This is a genomic window from Pseudomonas koreensis (assembly GCF_036668835.1).
Classification (GTDB): Bacteria; Pseudomonadota; Gammaproteobacteria; order Pseudomonadales; family Pseudomonadaceae; genus Aquipseudomonas; species Aquipseudomonas koreensis_I.
This window is the reverse complement of the sequence record NZ_JAZEVW010000001.1, coordinates 1-20644: the sequence shown is the minus strand read 5'-3', so window position 1 is coordinate 20644 and position 20644 is coordinate 1. Positions and strand designations below refer to the sequence as shown.

Here is a 20644-nt window from a genome sequence, read left to right as displayed (position 1 = left end):
TCCCCTCAATTTGTGCAACGGTGTGGTTGAGCCGTGGCGGGCAGCCACTTCACCGCATGTTCCAGCAGCAGCGCTACGACGATCGCGCCAGCGGCGATCATGAACAACAACGCATGATGACCCCCACTGGCATTGAACAGCGCCGAGTAGGCAAACCCCGCCAGCGCTTGAAAGGTGGCGAATGACACCGTGGCGCGGCTCCAGGCGATCTGCTGGGGATGATGCTCCGGCACCAGCTCATGCACCCGCGCCAGGGCCAGCGGCACGATGCCGGGCGGGAAGGAACCGAGAATCACCGCCAGCAACGCCAGTGCCAGAAACGAGTGAGACACTGCCAGCAGACCGAGCGCAATCGCTTGCAGCACCAGCACCAGGCGGATGCCGGAGCGTGCGCCCAGGTGATCGGCGAGAAAACCATAACTCACCGGCCCGACAATCGCGCCCAGACCGTACATCACCCAGATCAGCGCACCGGTGTGCGCACCAGCGCCAAGACCCCGCGCTACAAAGTCCACCAAAAACACCATGGCCGGCACCAGACCTGCGGCCATGAAGGCGTACTGAGCGAACAGCAGATAGACCGCGCGTGGGGTTTGCTCGACGCCTGTGGTTTCGTGCATCACCACTGGATGCGCAAAGTCGTCCGGCCAGCCAAACCAGCTCAGTGCAGTCAGTGCCAGCGCCAGACCGCCGAGGCCCAGCCACGTAGCCTGCAAACCAAGGCTCAACAGCGGCGGCACCAACGTCCCGGAGCCAGCGATGCCCAGGCCGATGCCGAGGAAGATCGCGCCGCTGGCCAATCCCTTGCGTGCTGCCGGCACATGCGGCAGAACGGTCGCAGCCACCAGCACCATGATTGCGCCACCGGCAATACCTGACAGCAGCCGCCAGCCGAAAAACCAGCTCACCGACAACGGAAATGCACAGGCAAAAAACGCCGCCGTGACCACCAGCATCATCAGCCGCAAGGCATTTTTATTACCGAGCTGGCGCGCCGTCGGCCGACCGAGCAGGGCGCCGATCAGGTAGCCGACGAGATTGGCCGCGCCGAGGTAGACCACATCATTGGCGCTGAACCACCGGGCTTCAATCAGCGAAGGGATCAACGGGGTGTAAGCGAAGCGCGCCAGACCGATGCTGACCAGACTGGCACAGAGCCCGGCGAAGATCGGCATCCAAATGCCTGAGGAGGTTGAAGTACGCATGACAGCGATCTCGTGAAAGGTTTATGGCGTCGAGCATATCCGCTATCGTTGCTGCGATAACGCAGCGATTAAGCGGCGCACTGATGCGATTTTGCATCACGGGGGGACACATGAACTGGGATGATGCGCGAGTGTTTCTGGCGGTTTGCCGGGAGTCGACGCTGCGGGGCGCGGCGCGGGTGCTGGGCGTGGATCAGGCGACTGTCGGGCGACGTGTTACTGCGTTGGAAAAGACCCTGAGTGCAACGCTGTTCCTGCGCACTTCCGACGGTTACGCATTGACTGCAGTCGGCGAAGCGGCGCTCAAGAGTGTGGAGAAAATGGAGCAGTCGGCGCTGGATCTGCAACGGCAAATCGAAGGGCTGGACGATCGCCTGACCGGCACCGTGCGGGTCAGCACCACCGATTCGCTGGCCATCGATTTCCTGATCCCGGCCATGGCGCGCTTGCATGCCCTGCACCCGGACGTGCGCGTGCAACTGGAGGCGTCCACACAGATTTTGAGCCTGGCCAAACGCGAAGCCGATATCGCCGTGCGCAATACCCGGCCGGACAATCCCGACCTGATCGCCCGACGCATTGCCCGCTGGCCGGTGGGCCTGTTCGCTTCGCAGGCTTACATCGACGCCAACGGTTCTCCGCAGCCAGACACGGCGTTCGAAGGCCACGATCTGGTGGTCTATCAACCCTATCTGCAAAGCAAGAAGGACTTGACGCTGGGCTCCGAACCGTTGGGTCGCGGGCGAATCGTCGCCAGCCTCAGCTCCAGCCTGCTGGTGCGTCGCTCGATTGCGGCGGGTCTGGGTGTAGGAGAAATCCCGGTGTACATGGGCGAACGCGATGGCCTGATCAGATTGTGGCCGCAACGTACACGACCGCTGCCGTACGACGTGTGGTTGGTGACCCATGCGGATTTGCGCCACACGGCGCGGGTGAGGGCGGTAATCGAGCAGATTGTCGAAGCGTTTGCGCAGGAAAATCAATGAACTCAAGGCTGTTTGGATGAGGCTACGTCGGCTGACGAAAAAGACTACAAACGTGGCCGAATCGGCCGGCTTGTTGGTATTGGGTAACGGCTTTATCGTTTCCACAGTCTGGTGAGAGTCGCAGGGCTCGCACTGAAACGATCGACCACGGAAGGTCTCGGTAACCGCCAAAGGTGACGAATTGAAAGCCAGGGAATTGGGGCAATATTCAGACAGTGATCCATTCAACAACAGCCGGAATACGCACATCATGAGCAGTATAAGCCGCGAAGAGTTCGATGCCAGGATCGAGACCATAGAAGCGAGAATGGATGCGCGGATGGAGGGCGTATCGATGCGTATCGATGCATTTCTGGCGGCTCAGGCCGAGCGGGACAAGGCAGACTCCCGAATTCGGTCAGAGATGGACAGGGCGCAGTCGGAGCGGGACAGGGCTCAGTCGGAACGGGACAAACGCTTCGAATTGATGTCCTCAGCCATCCAGAACATTGCACAGGAATCGAAAGAAGCCATCAGGCAGGCAAGCACGACGAAAGCCAATGTCTGGGCGGCGGCCGCCGTCCAGTTGGTCGGGCTCGTCGCCATTGTCGTCGGTGCCTGTTATGCCAATCAGGCCAACACCTATGCAGCGGTCCAGACGACGTTGGCGGCGATTCAGGCCGGCAAGGAATTTACCGTACCCATGCCGCCCTCGCTGCCATGGAGTAAATCACCCGAATAAAAAACGGCCTTCATCGGTAGGCCGTTCTCGTAAGTGTAGAAACACTGCGTCATGGCATCTGCGGCAACTCCTGGGGTCGCAAGTCAAACACCAGCACCTCGGCATCGGCACCGTTGCTCAAAGTCAGCAACTGTTCTTCGCGAACCCGAACGCCATCGCCTTCCTGCAATGGCTGGCCATTGAGTTCAACACTGCCGCGTGCCACATGCACATAAGCGTAGCGGTTGGGCGGTAGTTTCAGCGTGGCGCTTTCTTCTCCGTCGAACAGCCCGGCGAACACACGTGCGTCCTGGCGTACTTTCAGCGAGCCGTCCTTACCGTCAGGCGAGATGATCAATTGCAGGCGACCGCGTTTTTTCTGCGCGCTGAAATGCTCCTGTTGATAGCGCGGTTTGGCACCGCTGACTTCCGGTACGATCCAGATCTGCAGAAAATGCACAGGCTTGGTGGCTGAATGGTTGAACTCGCTGTGCGCCACGCCGCTGCCGGCGCTCATCAGTTGCACGTCGCCGGGGCGGATGACCGAGCCGGTGCCCAGCGTGTCCTTGTGTTCCAGCGCACCTTCCAGCACGTAGGAAAAGATCTCCATGTCGCGATGCGGGTGCTGGCCGAAACCTTTGCCGGCAGCAACGCGGTCGTCGTTGATCACCAGCAGGTCCGAGAAACCTTGTTCGCGAGGGTTGCGATAGCTGGCGAAGGAAAAAGTATGAAACGACTTCAACCAGCCGTGATTGGCGAGGCCACGATCGGAGGCTTTGCGAAGAGTCAGCATGATTAGAATCTCCTGGCGGGACGTGAATTCGTCCGAGTGAGGAGAAGGTTACTATTTACCAAGCGATCCAATAAGCAGGTGAAAACTGAAAGACTGTCCCGTTCAGGTTGACAGTTGCGAGGCCGCTCACACATTTTTTCGCGCCTGAGAAGCCTCGCTTGGTCATAATGTCCAGCCTGTCTCATGTTCTCCGATTGAAGCGACGTACTCCCATGAAAACCGTGGCAATGGTGCTGTTTCCCGACTTTCTTTTGCTCGACATGGCCGGGCCGCTCGAGGTTTTTGCGGTTGCCAACCGCTACCTCAAGCCCGACGCGCACTATCAATTGGTCACTCTGGGTACCGAACCCGGCGCGCTGCGGGCATCCAACGGCGTGATGGTGCAGGCCGACCGGACAATCGACGAAGACACCGAGCGCTATGACCTGTTGCTCGTGCCCGGCGGCCCCGGCGCCTACAACCAGCAGTTTCCTGCCTTGTTTACCTGGCTCAAGGGCGCCGTGCAGCGGGCCGAGTATTACGGTTCGATTTGCACCGGCGCTTTTGTGTTGGGGCACGCCGGTCTGCTTGACGGTTATCAGGTGACCACGCACTGGAATTACACCGAGCGGCTGATCCGGGCGTTTCCCAAAGCCGATGTCGCCACTGATCAGATCTATATCGAAGACCGCAACCTGATTACCTCTGGCGGTGTCACCGCAGGCATCGATATGGCGTTGGCCGTGGTGGCCCGCGATCACGGCAAGAAGCTTGCCCAGGATGTGGCGAAAGTCTTGCTTGTGGTGATGAAGCGGCAGGGCGGGCAGGCCCAGTTCAGCCCGTTGATGGCGGCCGTGGCGCCGCAGGAAACCCCGATCACCCGCGCGCAGAGCTACGTGCTCGAACATCTCGACGAAGCGTTTACGGTCGAGCGCATGGCGGCTATTGCCAATATGAGTGCGCGGCATTTCGCCCGGGTTTTCGCCCGGGAAATCAACATGACGCCGATGGAGTTTCTGCAAAGCGCCCGCGTCGACTGCGCGCGAAATCTTTTGGAAACCAGCGAGTTACCGCTCAAGACCGTGGCCTACAAAAGCGGCTTCGGCAGCGTCCGGCACATGCGTTCGCTGTTCGCCGAAAAGCTCGGCCTGACACCGGCGCAGTACCGCGAACAGTTCAGTTAGAGCGTTTCTGTCCGTCTGGCGCCTCGGTATGTCCGTGTTGCGCCCCGTGTCGCCATTGTCGCGTCATTGAAGGCTGCCAAGATGGTTGGCATGAACAGCCCCAACGATTTCAACCTGGCGTCAGTGCTGCGTTTCGGCCCTTTCACCTTTCATGTGCGGCAAAGACTGATCCTCAACGGGGATCGGCCATTGCGCGTGGGCAGTCGTGCGCTGGACATCTTGCAGGTGCTGGTCGAGCGTGCCGGTCGGGTGATCACCAAGGAGCAATTGATCGCACAGGTGTGGCCGACGTCGGTGGTCGAAGAAATCAACCTGCGGGTGCACATCGCGGCACTGCGGCGCGCCCTGGGAGACGGTGGCAACGGTCAACGTTACATCGTAAACGTGCCGCAATGCGGCTACAGTTTTATCGCCCCGGTGCATCACGAGAACGCAGCATCGGATACGTTCGCCAATCGAGCACCGCCATCGCACAACCTGCCTGCGCGGTTGACCACGGTGATCGGCCGCGATGCGCTGGTGGGCAGTCTGATGCGACACGTGCCAGGGTGTCGGCTGCTGACCATCACCGGCCCGACCGGCGTGGGCAAGTCCACCGTGGCCCTGCGCGTAGCGGAACTGTTGGTGCAGTACTTTCGCCATGGCGTCTGGCATGTCGATCTTGCGCAGATCAGTGACGACATTTCATTGCTGGAGCATTGCCTGCACCGGCTCGGCAGCGATCTGGCCGGGCTGTGCGAACGTCATGCCTTGCTGGTTCTCGACAACGCTGAGCATCAGCATGCGGCCTGCAAGACGCTGATCGAAACCCTCGCAGGCGCGGCGCCACGTGTGTCCATTCTGGTCAGCAGTCGAGAGCCCTTGCAGGTCTGCGGTGAAGTCGTCACGCAACTGCCACCCTTGAACATGCCAAAGCCTGTGGCAGTCAATGATGTCGCCGAGGCCATGGGATGCCCGGCGGTGCAGTTGTTCATCAGTCGCGCGCGGGCGCGCCAGCATGATTTCCAGCTGCGCGCTCAGGATGTGCAGCCGCTGCGCGAAATCTGCCGACAACTCGACGGCTTGCCGCTGGCGATCGAACTGGCGGCGGCGCAGATCGATGCGCTGGGCGTGGTCGGGTTGCACACGCACGTGGCCAACGGTCTGCAAGTGCTCAGCCAGGGGCGGCGCACTGCCGTGCCGCGCCACCAGTCGATAAAGGCGGCGCTGGACAGCAGCTTTCAGCGCTTGAGTGAGCCGGAGCGGCGCGTATTTCAGCGTTTATCGATATTCAAGTTGCCTTTCACATTGGAGGCGGCGCTGGCAGTGGTCAGTTGCACGCAATTGGCGTCATCGGGCCTCGCCGCAATCATCACAAGCCTGGTGCACAAATCGCTGCTGACGGAGGAGGGTAGCGGCAGCGCTTGCCGATACCGCATGCTCAACACCACTCGACGTTATGCGCGCGAGCAGCTTGAGCGCAGTGGGGAAGAAGTCGAGCTTGAGCGGCGGCATGCGTGCTACGTCAATCGGCTACGCAGCACTTCAGGCGTGTATGTGTTCATTTAGGGTGTCGATCACCAAGCGTGCTCTGCGCAAATCCGGGGTCGCAAAACCTTCGCTGAACCGCTCAACCACAGGGCCCAGCAGATTCAGTGCTTGATGACCGCGCGACTGGCGTTGCCAGAGTTGCGCCAGTGATGTGGCGCTGCGCAGTTCCCAGGCGAGGGCGTCTTGGGCGCGGGCGGTGGTCAGAGCTTGTTGCAGGAGGTGTTCGGCTTGCTGAGTATTGGTGGTGCCGGTGATGGCCTCTTCGCGAGCAGGCTCGCTCCCACAGGTATTGGCAAACACAGATCTCGTGCGGGAGCGAGCCTGCTCGCGAAGGCCTTCCACCGAAGCCGAATCCTGCAATAGCAACGCCAGTGCTTGAGCGCGCAATATCTCCGCCGTACTCCATCCGGCCTCGCCAATCAGTGCCCGCTGCAGCAACGCATCATCGACAAAGCGTGGATCCAGCGTGACCATCATTTCACCGATCAACCCGCTGCTCTGCGTTGGTGGCAGGTCGATGGCGTCTGCATCGATGACCTGCGCGTACTGGCGACCCCAATTATTGAACAACAACACCGAATGCTTCTGCGATTGCTCCAGCAACAGGCGCAATAGCATCCGTGCGTTCTGTTGATCACCGTTGTAATGGGCGATCGGGCAACTGGCCAAGGCCAGCGTGTAACAGATCGAGGTGCCGTGGTCGATCTGCACGGCGATGTCCAGCGCTTGCCGCGCCGCACGCCACGCCTGCTCGGGCAGACCCTGCATCCACAAGACGCGCGCCAGCACCGTCAACGAGGCCACGCTCTGGTCGTATTGCACGCCAAAGCCGTGGGTGAAACGGTTGACGTTGCCGCTCTGCGCCATGCGTTGCAACACCTGCTCGGCATGCGCGCGCGCCTGCGACTGGTCGCCGGCATAATGCAACGCCAGTACTCGCAAGCGGTGCGTGCTCAGTGACAGCAGCGGGTCGCCGTGCAGGCCGAGGCGGTCGAACTGCTCGCTCTGCGCCAGCGCCAGGCGGTAATGCCCGCAACTGAGGTTGACCGCCATGTGCCCGGATACCGCACGCAATTGGCCGGCAACGTCGTTGTTCGCCTGCGCCAGTTGTTGCGCCTGTGCAAAGGCCTCGATGGTTTCGGCGGTGCCTCCCCAGGTGTGGTAGCAGGCACTGCCCAGTGCCAGTTTCAAGGTGATTTTCAGGCGCGGGCAAGGCTCGTCGCGTTCATCGAACAGGCGCAGTGCCCGGCGCACATGGCCGCCATATTCCTTGAGCAGTGAGAGTTCTTGCCACAACGGCGCCGAGGCCGCCGCCAGACGAATCCCCAACCCCGCGGAGCCGGCCCCGTGCAGGCTCCACTCCAGCGCCGCGCGCAAATCTTCCAGCCCACGGGCGTAGCGTTCGATCCACAGCGCCGTCGAGGTGTGCTCCCACTCGCTTTTCGCTTGCTGCATCAGCGCAAGACAGCGTTCGGCATGGCGGTCGCGAGTGTCATCGAATTCGGCGGCCTGCTCGAGTTTTTCCAGCGCATAACGGCGGGTGGTGTCGAGCAAGCGATAGAACACCTGTTCATCGCCGACCTCGACGCTGAGCAAGGATTTGGCGACCAATTGCGTGATCGAGACGAACACCACACTGGGGTCGATCTGCTCGCCAACGATCACGGCCGCCGCCGATTCCAGAGTAAAACCGCCGCGAAACACCGCCAGACGACGCAGGCAGGTCTGCTCGCAGCGCTCCAGCAGATTGAAACTCCAGTCCAGCGTGGCGCGCAGCGTCAGGTGCCGTTCGTGACTGCTTTGCCGGCCTTTGTTCAATGGTGGCAGGCGACCCTGCAACTGCCCGAGCAAACCGTCGAGGCCAAGCTCGGTAACCTGCGCGGCCGCCAGTTCCAGCGCCAGTGGCATCCCGTCCAGTCGGTGGCAGATTTCGATCACTTGCGGCAGTTGGCTATCGCTCAGTTCGAAACTTTCCTGGGCGGCCGTGGCTCGCTCGATGAACAGTTGCAGTGCCGAAAATTCGAGTACCTGTTCGCGACTCAGCATCGTACTCATCGACGGGTAGGCGAGCGCGTCCAGGCGCTGGACACACTCACCTTCGGCCCGCAGGCTTTCGCGGCTGGTGGCGAGAATGTGCACTTTGGGCGCGCCGCGCAGAATGCTTTCGCTGAGGGTCGCGACGGCCTCGATCAGGTGCTCGCAGTTGTCGAGCAGCAACAGCATCTGCCGTGGTTGCAGCGCGTCGACCAGTGCTGCCAGCGAGTCGCCCTCAGGCAGCACCAGATCAAGCAGGGTGGCGAGGTGCGAGCCGATCAGCGCGGGGTCGTTGAGCGGCGCCAGATCCACCAGGCGAATACCGTCGCGGTAAAAGCCGATCAACTGCTCGGCGACCCGCAGCGCGACGGTGGTCTTGCCGATTCCGCCAGGGCCGACCAGCGTGATGCAGCGTCGGCGCGGCAGCTCGCTCATCAGGCGGTCGACCAGTGGCTGGCGGCCAATCATGCGCGTGCGCCGCAAGGGCAGATTGTGGCGACCGCCGGCATCGTCCAAAGGACGCTCCTCCATGGAATGCAGCAGGAGCGGCGCGACAAAACTGTAGCCTCGCTGCGCCACCGTGACGATGTAACGCTGGCCGGCCTGACCGTCACCGAGCGCCTTGCGCAATGCCGCCATGTGCACGCGCAAATTGATTTCTTCGACAACACTGTCCGGCCAGACCCCGGCCATCAGTTCCCGCTTGCTCACCACTTCCCCGGCACGCGCCAGCAGAATCAGCAGAATGTCCATTGCCCGCCGGCCCAGACGCAGCGGTTGCTCGCCTTCGAATACGCGGCGTTGTCCGGGATGAATCCGATAGGGGCCAAAGCCGATGGCCTGATTCGGGGAAAGACTCAACAGCTCACTCCTGCGGCGCTGCGGCGGACGATACCGAACTGTCGCGCGCGCAGGCGCGGGCTCTCTGGTTCGGGTGTCTGGGCATGATCCTCAGGTTTGCGCATCGGTGCAACGGGCGTCTCGATCAGAACATGCCGGGCTGCGAACGCGGCGACCGCGGTTCGCGCATGATCTGGCAGCGCCAGGCGAACGGATTGATACCTTCGCTGCGGGTAAACATGTGACAGAAATGCGCCTGATCGCAGAAGCCGCATTCCAGGCTTATATGCGTCAGGCTCAGATCGGTGTGCTGGATCAACAGTTTGGCGCGGGCGATACGCTGAGTGCGAATCCAGTCCTGCGGCGAAAGCCCGGTGCTGCACTTGAAGGCGCGGGAGAAATGACTGCGCGACAGTGAGCAGGCGCGGGCCAGTTCGGCTACTTCCAGGCTGTCACCGAGGCGTTCGAGGATCAGTTGTTTGACCTGCCGTTCGCGTTGCGGACTGAGCCCGCCAATGGCAGGTGTATCCGGTTGGCGGGCAGGGGCGAGGGCGACGGTGGGTTGCAATTGAGCCATGGCCAAGGTCCGTGTCGATGGGGAATGCACGAAAGGCGCATCCCGTCAGGTCAAAAAACAACGCTGTGCGAGTGACGGCATTGTTCAGCGCGGGCGCCAGGCTGACGAGTTAATCGTTGTTAATTGCCGCGCATCGATCGGAACTCAGCACATGCTTGCAAGTCTGCGCCCGGCGTTTGCGCCACGATCAGGGCAAGCGTGGCGAACCGACAGGGCCGCCGCAGTCGGTCAGGTTCAGGAGAATTCGATGAAAAGCATGTTCAAAGCCGCGACAGCGATGACGCTCGCACTGGCGATGTCCTGCGCGATGGCGCAAGCGCCACAAGTGGGCACGCAGGCGCCGGGTTATTTCCGCCTGGCGGTGGGTGATTACGAAGTCACGGCGTTGTTCGACGGCTACAACGACTTGTCGCCCAAGTTATTGCAAGGCATGAGTCAGAGCCAGATTCGTGCGCTGCTGGCCCGCCGTTCGATTGAAACGCCGGGCGTGCAGACCGCGTTCAACGCTTTTCTGGTCAATACAGGCAAGCAACTGATTCTGGTCGACAGCGGCGCCGGCCAGTGCATTGGCGCCACTGCCGGCCAGTTGCTGAACAACATGCAGGCGGCCGGTTACAAGCCGGAACAGGTCGATACGATCCTGCTGACGCACCTGCATCTGGACCACGTCTGCGGTCTGGTCGACGGGCAACAGCAGGCGCTGTTCAGCAATGCCACGGTGTACGCGGCCAAGGCTGAAGCCGATTACTGGCTCGATCCGGCCGCACTGGCCAAGGCTCCGGCCGGCGCCAAAGAGTTCTTCAAGATCGCCCAGCAATCCACCGCCGCTTATGTCGCCGCCGGGCGTTTCAAGACCTTCAGCGCAGGCGAGTCGCCGCTGCCGGGCGTGGTCGAAGCGACGCTCGAAGCCGGGCATACGCCGGGCAGCACCACCTATCGTTTCACCTCGCAGAAGCAAAGCATCGTGTTCATGGGGGATTTGGTCCATAACCTCGCGGTGCAGTTCTTGCACCCGGAGGTGTCGATCGGCTTTGACGTCAACAGCCAACAGGCGATCAATAGCCGTCAGGCGGTGTGCAGTGCGGCTGCGGCGAGCAAGACCTGGGTTACCGCCGCGCACCTGCCGTTCCCGGGCATCGGCCACATCATCGCCGAAGGCAAACATTTCCAATGGGTGCCGGTGGAGTACGGCCCGTACAAACGCGCGGCCAAAGTGCCGTTGATCGAGTAAAGTGCCTGGCGCCGATCCGCTTGAGCGGCTGACATTGATAAGGACGACCTGCCCATGAACCGTAACGATCTGCGTCGCGTCGACATGAACCTGCTGGTGATTTTCGAAGCGCTGATGTTCGAGAAGAACCTGACCCGCGTCGCCGAAAAACTGTTCATGGGCCAGCCCGCAGTCAGTGCGGCGCTGGGGCGGTTGCGCGACCTGTTCGACGATCCGCTGCTGCTGCGCAATGGGCGTGGCATGGAACCGACCGCGCGGGCGCTGGCGATTCTCAAGGAACTGCAGCCGGCGATGGACGTGATTTCCGGAGCGGTCAGCCGGGCCAAGGAGTTCGAGCCGGCGAGCAGTTGCGACGTGTTTCGCATCGGCCTGTCGGATGACGCCGAGTTCGGTCTGTTTCCGCCGCTGTTGCGCCAGCTTCAACAGGAAGCGCCGGGGATTGTCGTGGTGGTGCGCCGGGCCAACTACCTGCTGATGCCAGCGCTGCTGGCCTCCGGGGAAATCTCGGTAGGGGTCAGCTACACCACGGATCTGCCGGCCAATGCCAAACGCAAGAAGCTGCGCGACATTCACTGCAAGGTATTGCGCGGCGATGACCGTCCGGGGCCGCTGACGCTGGACGAATATTGCGAGCGTCCGCATGCGATGGTGTCGTTCTCGGGGGACCTGAGCGGCAATATCGATCTGGATCTGGCGAAGATCGGCCGCTGTCGCCGGGTGGTTCTGGGGGTGCCGCAATTCAGTGGTCTGCGGGCTTTGCTCGCTGGCACCGAGATGATTGCCACTGTGCCGGATTATGCTGCCTGCGCCTTGGTTGAGGGTTGTGCGCTGCGTGCGGAAGATCCGCCATTTCCGATCGATGCGGCGCAGTTGTCGATGGCCTGGAGTGGGGTGCATGACAATGACCCTGCGGAGAAGTGGCTCAGGTCGAGGATCAGTCAGTTCATGGCGGCGCCGCTGGATATTCGGCCTAGCTGAGGCTTTGCGTTTCTGGATGGATGGGGGCATATCCGTTGCTGCGGGTGTTGCGGCTGGCGGTTTCGCCCTTACGGCGAGTCCCTTTTTCAGACGCCAAAAAGGAACCAAAAGGCTTGCTCCTACGTACGGCCCTCGCAGGCTCGGGTCCCTTCGCTCCGGGATCGATCCGGGCGCAGCGGCTACGGTTTGCTGCGCTGCACCTACGTCCGCTGTGTCTGGCTGCGCCAGACGGTCGCTGCGCTCCCACGCCCGGATCAATCCCTCCACTCAGCCTTCCGATGTCGCCGGTGACGCAAGATCAAGATCAAGGGCACTCGAGCTAACGCTCATTGTTGAGTGGTGAAAAGCAGGTGTTTGGCTTGGGAATTGTGGTGGATTTGCCCCTCACCCCAGCCCTCTCCCCCTGGAGAGGGAGCTGATCTGCGTGCCATTCAAAACTCACATTCGACTCGGTATCTCAGGTGGCGTACCTCGCCCAAACCACTCGGTCAGTCCCCTCTCCCTCCGGGAGAGGGCTAGGGTGAGGGGCTTTTGATTTTCGAGTTGGGCCGTTGGATCAAGGGCAACATCAACAGCAGGCGAGCTGGCACTCGGCCTTAGGGTGAGCGCGGTTCTTGTACGAGCTTGCCTGCAAGCGATGGCGGCCTGACAAACGATCCGTTGCGCACGGGTGTCACAGACTCCCTGTAGGCCGTCACCCGCATTTTTCATCACTGTCTGCACACCCTCCATGCCCTGAAAACCAACTAAGCACACCCATCCAATTTCTTCCGCCCTTGCCTTGGCATGATTCTCGTCAATGACATTCAAAGGGTCGGGTCATGATTAATTCGAGGGATGAACAGGCGCAGGACTTCGGTTTGCTGTTCCTGCGGGTCAGCGCCGGCTTGTTTCTGCTGTGGGTGCACGGCTTGCCCAAGCTGCTGGATTTCACCGCGCAGTTGCAACTGATCGAAGACCCGTTCCACCTCGGTGCCCATCTCACGCTGTGCCTGGCGATTTTCGCCGAAGTCCTCTGTCCGCTGCTGATCGTCGCCGGAGTTCTGGCGCGATTGGCCTGCTTGCCTATTCTCTTTGTGCTGCTCGTTGCGCTGCTGGTCGTACATCCGCAATGGAGTGTGGCTGAAGGGCAGTTCGGCTGGTTGCTGTTGATTCTTTTCACCACTGTATTGATCGCCGGGCCCGGACGGCTGGCGATTCCTGTTCGTTTGCCCGGAGTACTGCGTTATGCCTGAAGCCCTGAATCAACCCACACCGGGGGCCGATGAGACCGTCACGTTGATCATCAAGCACCGGGTCAAGGCCGGTTTCGAGTCGGCATATGAAGCCTGGCTGCGCAATATCGTCCGTGTGGCGGGGCAGCGTGAAGGGCATCTGGGGGTCGATGTGGTGCGCGGCAAGCGCGGGCGTCTCGACTTTTATACCTGCGTGCTGCGCTTCAGCAGCACCGAAGCGATGCAAGGCTGGCTGGAATCGTCTGAGCGTCAGGCGCTGGTCGCCGAGGCGGCGCCGATGCTGGCTGACGGCGATCAGACCGAAGTCGCGCCGGTCAACGAATTCTGGTTCTCGCCACTGGCTGACGCCGCTTCGCCACCGCCGCGCTGGAAACAAGCCGTGGTGTCGCTGTTGGTGATTCTGCCGCACACCCTGCTGGTGCCGCTGATCTGGGGGCCGTTGCTGGCGCTGCATCCAATCCTTTCCAACTACGTGGTCGCCACCTTTTTTATCACCCTGACCATCGTCCTCTCGGTGGTGTACGTGGTGATGCCGCCGGTCACCCGTTTGTTCACGCCATGGCTGGAAGCCAGCCAGGCCCATGAACACCTCGATTCCCAAGAAACCTCGCCGCGTTGAGCGGGGTTTGCTTCTTTTCACTTTTGCTTGAGGAACTGCGATGAACGCCGATCTGATTCTGTTCAATGGCCAATTTCATACGGTTGACCGCGAAAAACCGCTCGCCAGCGCCGTGGCGATCAAGGACGGCCGCTTCGTCGCCGTCGGTAACGACGCCGAAGCCATGGCCCTCAAGGGCAGCGCCACGCAAGTGGTCGACATGAAGGGCCGCTGCGTCATCCCCGGCCTTAACGACTCGCACCTGCATTTGATCCGTGGCGGTTTGAACTACAACCTCGAACTGCGCTGGGAAGGCGTGCCGTCGCTCGCCGACGCGCTGCGCATGCTCAAGGATCAGGCGGACCGCACGCCGACCCCGCAATGGGTGCGGGTGGTCGGTGGCTGGAACGAATTCCAGTTCGCCGAAAAACGCATGCCGACCCTGGAAGAGATCAACCAGGCCGCGCCGGACACCCCGGTGTTCATCCTGCACCTGTACGACCGTGCCTTGCTTAACCGCGCGGCGTTGCGCGTCGCCGGTTATACCCGCGACACGCCTAACCCGCCGGGCGGCGAGATCGTTCGTGACAGCAACGGCAACCCGACCGGCATGCTGGTTGCGCGGCCGAACGCGATGATTCTCTACTCGACGCTGGCCAAGGGGCCGAAGCTGCCGCTGGAATATCAGGTCAACTCGACTCGCCAGTTCATGCGCGAACTCAATCGCCTCGGCCTGACCAGCGCGATCGACGCCGGCGGTGGTTTCCAGAACTACCCGGACGATTATCAGGTGATCGAACAACTGGCCAAAGAAGACCAGTTGACCGTGCGCATCGCCTACAACCTGTTCACCCAGAAGCCAAAAGAAGAACTGACCGATTTCCAGAACTGGACCGGCAGCGTCAAGTTGCATCAGGGCGACGACTTCCTGCGCCACAACGGCGCCGGCGAAATGCTGGTGTTTTCGGCGGCCGACTTCGAAGACTTCCTCGAACCGCGCCCAGACCTGCCGCAGACCATGGAACAAGAGCTGGAGCCGGTGGTTCGTCATCTGGTCGAACAGCGCTGGCCGTTCCGCCTGCACGCCACCTACAACGAATCGATCAGCCGCATGCTCGACGTGTTCGAGAAGGTCAACCGTGACATTCCGTTCAACGGTCTGCCGTGGTTCTTCGACCACGCCGAAACCATCACCCCGCAGAACATCGAGCGGGTGAAAGCGCTGGGCGGCGGCATCGCGATCCAGGATCGCATGGCGTTCCAGGGCGAATACTTTGTCGATCGCTACGGCAAACAAGCCGCCGAAGCCACGCCGCCGATCAAGCGCATGCTCGCTGAAGGCGTGCCGGTAGGCGCCGGTACCGACGCCACACGAGTGTCGAGCTACAACCCGTGGACTTCGCTGTACTGGATGGTCAGCGGTCGCACCGTCGGCGGTCTGGCTCTGTACGAAGAAGGTCTGCCACGCAGCACCGCGCTGGAACTGTTCACCCACGGCAGCGCCTGGTTCTCCTCGGAGCAGGGCAAGAAGGGCCAGATTCGCGTGGGCCAACTGGCGGATCTGGCGGCACTGAGCGCGGACTTCTTCAGCGTTGAAGAAGAAGCGATCAAGTGGATCGAGTCGGTGATGACCGTGGTCGGCGGCAAGATCGTCTACGCCGCCGGCGATTTCGAAGACCTCGGCCCGCGCTCCATTCCGGTGCTGCCGGACTGGTCGCCCGTGGTCAAGGTGCCGGGTCACTGGCGGCCGAACTCGCCGTTGCAGGCGCAGGTTCACCAGTGCAGCGGACCGTGCGCGGTGCACACCCACAGCCATGAAAAGGCGCGGATGTCGAACGCGCCGGTCAGTGACTTCGCCGGTTTCTGGGGCGCGTTCGGCTGTTCCTGCTTCGCCTTCTGATTTCGACAAAAGCGCCGGTCATCAGGGCCGGCGCTTCACGCAACAACCATCCATCCAGGAGTTTTGCCATGAGCGTTCCTTACAAGCGTCTGAACAAAGATGATGCCGTCGTGCTGCTGGTCGATCACCAGACCGGTCTGATCTCGCTGGTCCAGGATTTCACCCCGAACGAGTTCAAGAACAACGTGCTGGCACTGGGCGACATCGCCAAGTTCTTCAAGCTGCCAACCATCCTCACCACCAGCTTCGATGCAGGTCCGAACGGCCCGATCGTGCCTGAGCTGCGCGAGCAGTTTCCGGATGCACCGTTCATTCAGCGTCCAGGCCAGATCAATGCCTGGGACAACGAAGACTTCGTCAAGGCGATCAAGGCCACTGGCCGCAAGCAACTGATCATCGCTGGCGTGGTGACCGACGTCTGCGTGGCGTTCCCGACCCTGTCGGCGATTGCCGAAGGTTTCGAAGTGTTCGTGGTCACCGACTCGTCCGGCACCTTCAACACCACCGTGCAGCAAGCGGCGTGGGCGCGCATGTCGGCGGCCGGTGCACATCTGCTGAACTGGTTCTCGGTGGCGTGCGAGCTGCAGGGTGACTGGCGCAACGATATGGAAGGTCTGGCGCATCTGCTGTCGGAGCGTCTGCCTAACTATCGTAACCTGATCAACAGCTATACCAAGTTTACTGCGCAGTAATCGCTTCAAAGGTCAAAAGCCCCTCACCCTAGCCCTCTCCCGTAGGGAGAGGGGACTGACCGAGGGGCTCTTTCGAGATACTCCGACCTGCAATATCGAGTCGATCTCAGCTCCTGAAGCAAATGGAGATCGGCTCCCTTTCCCCCTCGCCCCCTTGGGGGAGAGGGCTGGGGTGAGGGGGGAAGCTTTTGATCGTGATCTTCAGCGCTTCTGCAACCAACCCAAAAACCCTCCCTTCTTCACCGCCACCGGTTTGGCCATCAACGCGAGGCGACTGTTCTGCTGACGCACCGCCTGCAATTTGTTCAACGCCCGACCCACTTCACTGCGTTTGCCCATGCACTCACGGGTCAACTGCTTGTCGAGTCGATAAACGATGCTCGACGTCAGCGCCGTGAATGTCGCTTGCGACGGCGTATCGGCAAGAATGCTTTGCTCACCCATTACTTCGCTCGGGCCCATGCGTCCGGCTTCGATTTTGTTGTCGCCATCCGGCACAGTCGCGCTGACCACACCGGTGGCAATCACGAACAGGCTGTCCGGCACTTCATCCAGGTCCAGCACCACCTGACCCGCCGTGTATTGCTGGGCAACCATCGATTCGGCGAGGCGATCGCGCTCCTCACTGCTCAGCGAGCGGAAGATCTTTACCTCATCGAGCAACGCGCGGGCGCGGCTCGAGGGTTCGATCACGCCGTCGGGATGCCGCGAGATGCCAGCCGCTTCGAGATGCCGGTGGGCGAGGTCGAACAATTGATTGCGCACTTCGCTTTTCTTGCCCAGTTCGGCAATGAAACCACTGGCAACGTACTCCGACATGGTTTCGCCAGCCTCTTTGAGCACGGCTTTCGGCGCCGGGCTGAGCAACAGCGAACTGCTGCCTTGCAGCGTGCGATCGAGCGCATCCAGCACCCGGCGAGGGCGGATATGGTTGGGCACTTTGATGCTGATCGACACGCCATGCATGTTGTTCGGGCGGCTGAGGTTGACGATCTTCGCCTTGGCCGCCACCGAGTTCGGCACCACCGCCATGGTCCCGGCGCTGGTCAGCAAATGGGTGGCGCGCCAGTCGATGTCGAACACCTTGCCTTCGACGCCGTCGATCATCACGAAATCGTCCACCTGATACGGCTTGGTGGTGTTCAGCACAATTCCGGAAAACACATCGGCCAGGGTGCTTTGCAGCGCCAGACCGACAACGATGGCGACCACGCCCGACGTCGCCAGCAGGCCTTTCACCGGCAATTCCAGCACATAACCGGCAGCGGCCACGGTGGCGACGAGAAACACCAGCGCGCCGATGACGTCCTGCAGCAGACGGCCGCTGTGACCGATGCGGCGCATCAGGGCCAGGCCGATGACTTCGGTCAGCACCCGCGCGGCGTACAGCCACCAGAGAATGCCCAGCGCCGTCGCGCCCAGTTGCGCTACGCGGTCATCGACAAATTGCGGCGCTTGCAACGGGCTGACACCGGCATTGATCACCAGCGCGCTAAAGGCCAGAAACAGCACCAGCCGCACACCGACCTTCGGCGCGCGATGCTTGTAGGGCGCGAAGTGCCACAGCGCGGCGTCGAGCAACAGCAGCACGGCGCTCCAGGAGAGCAGGTGAGCGAGAAGGAAAGTCATGGGCGTTACTCACACAAAAAGCCCGGCGCTTTTGGGGCGCCGGGCCTGGGCTCAGTTGAGGTGGGTTTTCAGCTCGGCGGCCGCTTGCCGTACCGCCGCTTGCACTTCGGGGATCTGGCTCAGTGGGTTGAGCAGGCCGAAGTCATGAATCATCCCGTTGTAGCGCACCGAGGTCACCGCGACGCCGGCCGCATCCAGGTGTCGCGCATAGCCTTCGCCTTCATCACGCAGCACGTCGAATTCGGCGGTCTGCACCAGTGCTGCCGGCAAGTCTTTGAGCTGTTCGCTGCTGGCGTTGAGCGGCGAGGCGTGGATCTGCGCACGCTCGGCCGCGTTGGTGGTGTAGTTGTCCCAGAACCACTGCATCATGCCTTTGGTGAGGAAATGCCCCTCGGCAAATTGCTGGTACGAACCGTCGTCGAACTGCGCATTGGTCACCGGCCACATCAGCAACTGGAAGCGCAACGCCGGGGCTTTTTGTTCCTTGGCCATCAACGCCACCACCGCAGCCATATTGCCGCCGACGCTGTTGCCGGCCACGGCGAGGCGCTTGCCGTCGACACCGATTTCCTTGCCGTGCTCAGCGACCCATTTCGTCGCGGCGTAGGCCTGGTTGATCGCGGTCGGGTACTGCGCTTCCGGCGACGGCGTGTAATCGACGTACACCGCGACCGCGCCGGAACCCACCACCAGATCACGAATCAAGCGCTGGTGCGTCGGGAAATCACCGAGCACCCAGCCGCCACCGTGGAAGAACATGAACACCGGCAACTCGCCCTTGACCTTGGCCGGACGCACCACTTTCAGGTTGATCGTCTGACCGTCGACCTTGATCGCCTTGTCGCTGACTTCAATTCCCGACAGATCCACTTTCACCGAAGCCTGCGCACCGGTCAGCACCGCCCGGGCGTCCTTCGGGCTCAGTTGTTCCAGCGGGCGGCCACCGCCAGCGGCGAGGGCCTCGAGGAACGCTTGGGTGTTGTGCTCAACGCCTGGGCTGCCTGCGGCAAAGGCGCTGCTGACGGAGAGGGCGAGCAGGGACGCGGCGAGGGTTTTCTTGACGATGTTCATGGTGGAAATCCTTTTGAATATTCTTGATTTTTTTGCCTGAGTTGCGGGCTGCTGTGGCGCTGGGTTGCAGGCCTCAGCAACACCGTGAGCACAGATTAATAGGCTGCTGAAAAGTGAAAAAGCAGCTATAAAGCGTTTAACTGTCCACCAGAGAGTGACAATGAACCCGTTCGAAGACATGCGTATTTTTTGCCAGGTCATGGACTCCGGCAGCTTCACCTCAGCGGCCGACCAGTTGGGCCTGTCCAAGCAATTCGTCAGTCGCCGTTTGATGCAATTGGAAGAGCGGCTTGGCGTGCGTTTACTGAACCGCTCGACCCGACGCCTCGACGTCACTCCGTTGGGGCAGAGTTATTACGAGGCGGCTTTGCGTTTGCTGGGCGAAGTCGAGCAGGTGGAGCAGGGCATCGCCGGGGAGACGGCGGAACCGCGCGGGACGATTCGCCTGAGCGCGCCGCTGTCGTTTGCGGTGGCGCATCTTGGGTGTTTGCTGCCGCTGTTTCTGCAGCGCTATCGTCAAGTGACGGTGGAAGTGGACTTGAGTGATCGCCCCGTAGACCTGCTTGGCGAGGGTTACGATCTGGCACTGCGCATTGGCACGCTGGAAGACTCGACGCTGATCGCCCGTCGCATCGCCAGCATCGAGCGCGTCTACTGCGCCAGCCCGGCGTACCTGGCCGAACGCGGCACGCCACTCAAGCCTGAAGACCTGCACAGCCACGATTGCCTGCCGTACGGGCACGGGCGCTCGGTGCAATGGCGGTTCAACGAAGGGCCGGGCAAACCTGTGTTGGTCAACGTCACCGGGCGCATGCGCGTCAACAATGGTGAATTGCTGCGTGACGCGGCAGTGCAGGGGATGGGCATTACCTACCTGCCGACGTTCATTGTCGGCGCGGCGCTCAAGGACGGTCGGCTGGTGCCGGTGCTGGATGATTTACGCCCCGAGCCGCTGACCTTGTCGGCGGTGTACCCGCAGCATCGCCAGGCGTCGCGGCCGGTGCAGGCGCTGGTGGAGTTTTTGCGTGAGCGGCTGAACCAGAGTCACGTCAATCTCTGATTTCATGCTGATCTGAATGTTGTAATCGCCACTGAACCCTGTGGGAGCTGGCTTGCCAGCGATGGCGTTGGATCAGTCAATGCAGCTGTGGCTGACAGACCGCTATCGCGAGCAGGCTCACTCCTACAATTGATGATGGTCGTCTGCGTAATCTGCGTGTGTCCCACAGGGGCTGGGGTTGCCTGCGAGCTTTTTGTAATCGCCACTGAACCCTGTGGGAGCTGGCTTGCCAGCGATGGCGGTGGGTCAGGCAATGCAGCTGTGGCTGGAAGAGCGCTATCGCTGGCAAGCCAGCTCCCACAGGGTTTGGTGGTATGTCTAATGATCAGTTGACGCGTTTGTCATCGCCCGGTTCTCCGCCGACATGCACGCCGCGATCGTCACCGACTTCACCGGCGCGGTGGATACCATGGTCATCCCCG

The 20644-nt window shown here is 61.5% G+C and carries 17 protein-coding genes; 11 read left to right on the top strand and 6 right to left on the bottom strand.

Annotated elements, in window-relative coordinates:
* Positions 1–5 precede the first annotated feature (5 nt).
* Complete coding sequence (locus tag V6F91_RS00085; protein WP_332761432.1) at positions 6–1205, bottom strand: YbfB/YjiJ family MFS transporter; 1200 nt, start codon at positions 1203–1205, stop codon at positions 6–8.
* Positions 1206–1315: 110 nt separating this feature from the next.
* Between V6F91_RS00085 and V6F91_RS00080 the strand changes: the two genes are divergently transcribed.
* Both V6F91_RS00080 and V6F91_RS00075 read left to right on the top strand, forming a co-directional pair.
* Entirely contained in the window at positions 1316–2191 is an 876-nt protein-coding gene (locus tag V6F91_RS00080) for a LysR family transcriptional regulator (RefSeq protein ID WP_332761430.1), read from the top strand.
* Between the two features lie 181 nt (positions 2192–2372).
* Positions 2373–2912 (top strand): hypothetical protein, encoded by a 540-nt coding sequence (locus V6F91_RS00075; protein ID WP_332761428.1) that lies wholly within the window; start codon positions 2373–2375, stop codon positions 2910–2912.
* A gap of 49 nt (positions 2913–2961) precedes the next feature.
* Here V6F91_RS00075 and V6F91_RS00070 read toward each other — a convergent pair whose 3' ends face one another.
* Complete coding sequence (locus V6F91_RS00070) at positions 2962–3684, bottom strand: pirin family protein (protein ID WP_332761426.1); 723 nt, start codon at positions 3682–3684, stop codon at positions 2962–2964.
* A 212-nt stretch (positions 3685–3896) separates the two neighbouring features.
* Between V6F91_RS00070 and V6F91_RS00065 the strand changes: the two genes are divergently transcribed.
* Entirely contained in the window at positions 3897–4847 is a 951-nt protein-coding gene (locus tag V6F91_RS00065) for a GlxA family transcriptional regulator (protein WP_332761424.1), read from the top strand.
* A 90-nt stretch (positions 4848–4937) separates the two neighbouring features.
* A complete protein-coding gene (locus V6F91_RS00060; RefSeq protein WP_332761422.1) occupies positions 4938–6395 on the top strand; it encodes an ATP-binding protein in 1458 nt (485 codons plus the stop codon).
* On the opposite strand, the gene V6F91_RS00055 is transcribed toward V6F91_RS00060, so the two are convergent.
* Both V6F91_RS00055 and V6F91_RS00050 read right to left on the bottom strand, forming a co-directional pair.
* Entirely contained in the window at positions 6372–9272 is a 2901-nt protein-coding gene (locus V6F91_RS00055; protein ID WP_332761420.1) for an ATP-binding protein, read from the bottom strand. The two genes, V6F91_RS00060 and V6F91_RS00055, sit on opposite strands and share 24 nt — an antisense overlap.
* A gap of 124 nt (positions 9273–9396) precedes the next feature.
* Complete coding sequence (locus V6F91_RS00050; protein WP_332761418.1) at positions 9397–9828, bottom strand: AraC family transcriptional regulator; 432 nt, start codon at positions 9826–9828, stop codon at positions 9397–9399.
* Positions 9829–10075: 247 nt separating this feature from the next.
* Here V6F91_RS00050 and V6F91_RS00045 point away from each other — a divergent pair, with 247 nt between their 5' ends.
* From V6F91_RS00045 to ycaC, 6 genes are all read left to right on the top strand, one after another.
* Positions 10076–11059 carry an MBL fold metallo-hydrolase gene (locus V6F91_RS00045; protein ID WP_423815300.1) on the top strand — a complete coding sequence of 328 codons (984 nt, stop codon included), beginning with the start codon at positions 10076–10078 and terminating at the stop codon, positions 11057–11059.
* Positions 11060–11113: 54 nt separating this feature from the next.
* A complete protein-coding gene (locus V6F91_RS00040) occupies positions 11114–12037 on the top strand; it encodes a LysR family transcriptional regulator (protein ID WP_332761417.1) in 924 nt (307 codons plus the stop codon).
* An 821-nt stretch (positions 12038–12858) separates the two neighbouring features.
* Complete coding sequence (locus tag V6F91_RS00035) at positions 12859–13272, top strand: DoxX family protein (RefSeq protein ID WP_332761416.1); 414 nt, start codon at positions 12859–12861, stop codon at positions 13270–13272.
* The gene (locus tag V6F91_RS00030; protein ID WP_090282702.1) at positions 13265–13891 is read left to right on the top strand and encodes an antibiotic biosynthesis monooxygenase; all 627 of its coding nucleotides are present in this window, start codon (positions 13265–13267) and stop codon (positions 13889–13891) included. The genes V6F91_RS00035 and V6F91_RS00030 overlap by 8 nt, the downstream gene beginning before the upstream one ends.
* A gap of 40 nt (positions 13892–13931) precedes the next feature.
* Positions 13932–15770, top strand: a complete 1839-nt coding sequence (locus tag V6F91_RS00025) for an amidohydrolase (protein ID WP_208937974.1) — start codon at positions 13932–13934, stop codon at positions 15768–15770.
* A 68-nt stretch (positions 15771–15838) separates the two neighbouring features.
* Positions 15839–16462, top strand: a complete 624-nt coding sequence (gene ycaC, locus V6F91_RS00020; protein ID WP_090282704.1) for an isochorismate family cysteine hydrolase YcaC — start codon at positions 15839–15841, stop codon at positions 16460–16462.
* A gap of 201 nt (positions 16463–16663) precedes the next feature.
* On the opposite strand, the gene V6F91_RS00015 is transcribed toward ycaC, so the two are convergent.
* Both V6F91_RS00015 and V6F91_RS00010 read right to left on the bottom strand, forming a co-directional pair.
* The gene (locus tag V6F91_RS00015; RefSeq protein ID WP_332761411.1) at positions 16664–18091 is read right to left on the bottom strand and encodes a mechanosensitive ion channel family protein; all 1428 of its coding nucleotides are present in this window, start codon (positions 18089–18091) and stop codon (positions 16664–16666) included.
* A gap of 51 nt (positions 18092–18142) precedes the next feature.
* Entirely contained in the window at positions 18143–19162 is a 1020-nt protein-coding gene (locus tag V6F91_RS00010) for an alpha/beta hydrolase (RefSeq protein ID WP_332761409.1), read from the bottom strand.
* A gap of 160 nt (positions 19163–19322) precedes the next feature.
* Between V6F91_RS00010 and V6F91_RS00005 the strand changes: the two genes are divergently transcribed.
* Positions 19323–20222, top strand: a complete 900-nt coding sequence (locus V6F91_RS00005) for a LysR family transcriptional regulator (protein ID WP_332761407.1) — start codon at positions 19323–19325, stop codon at positions 20220–20222.
* Positions 20223–20644: the final 422 nt, after the last annotated feature.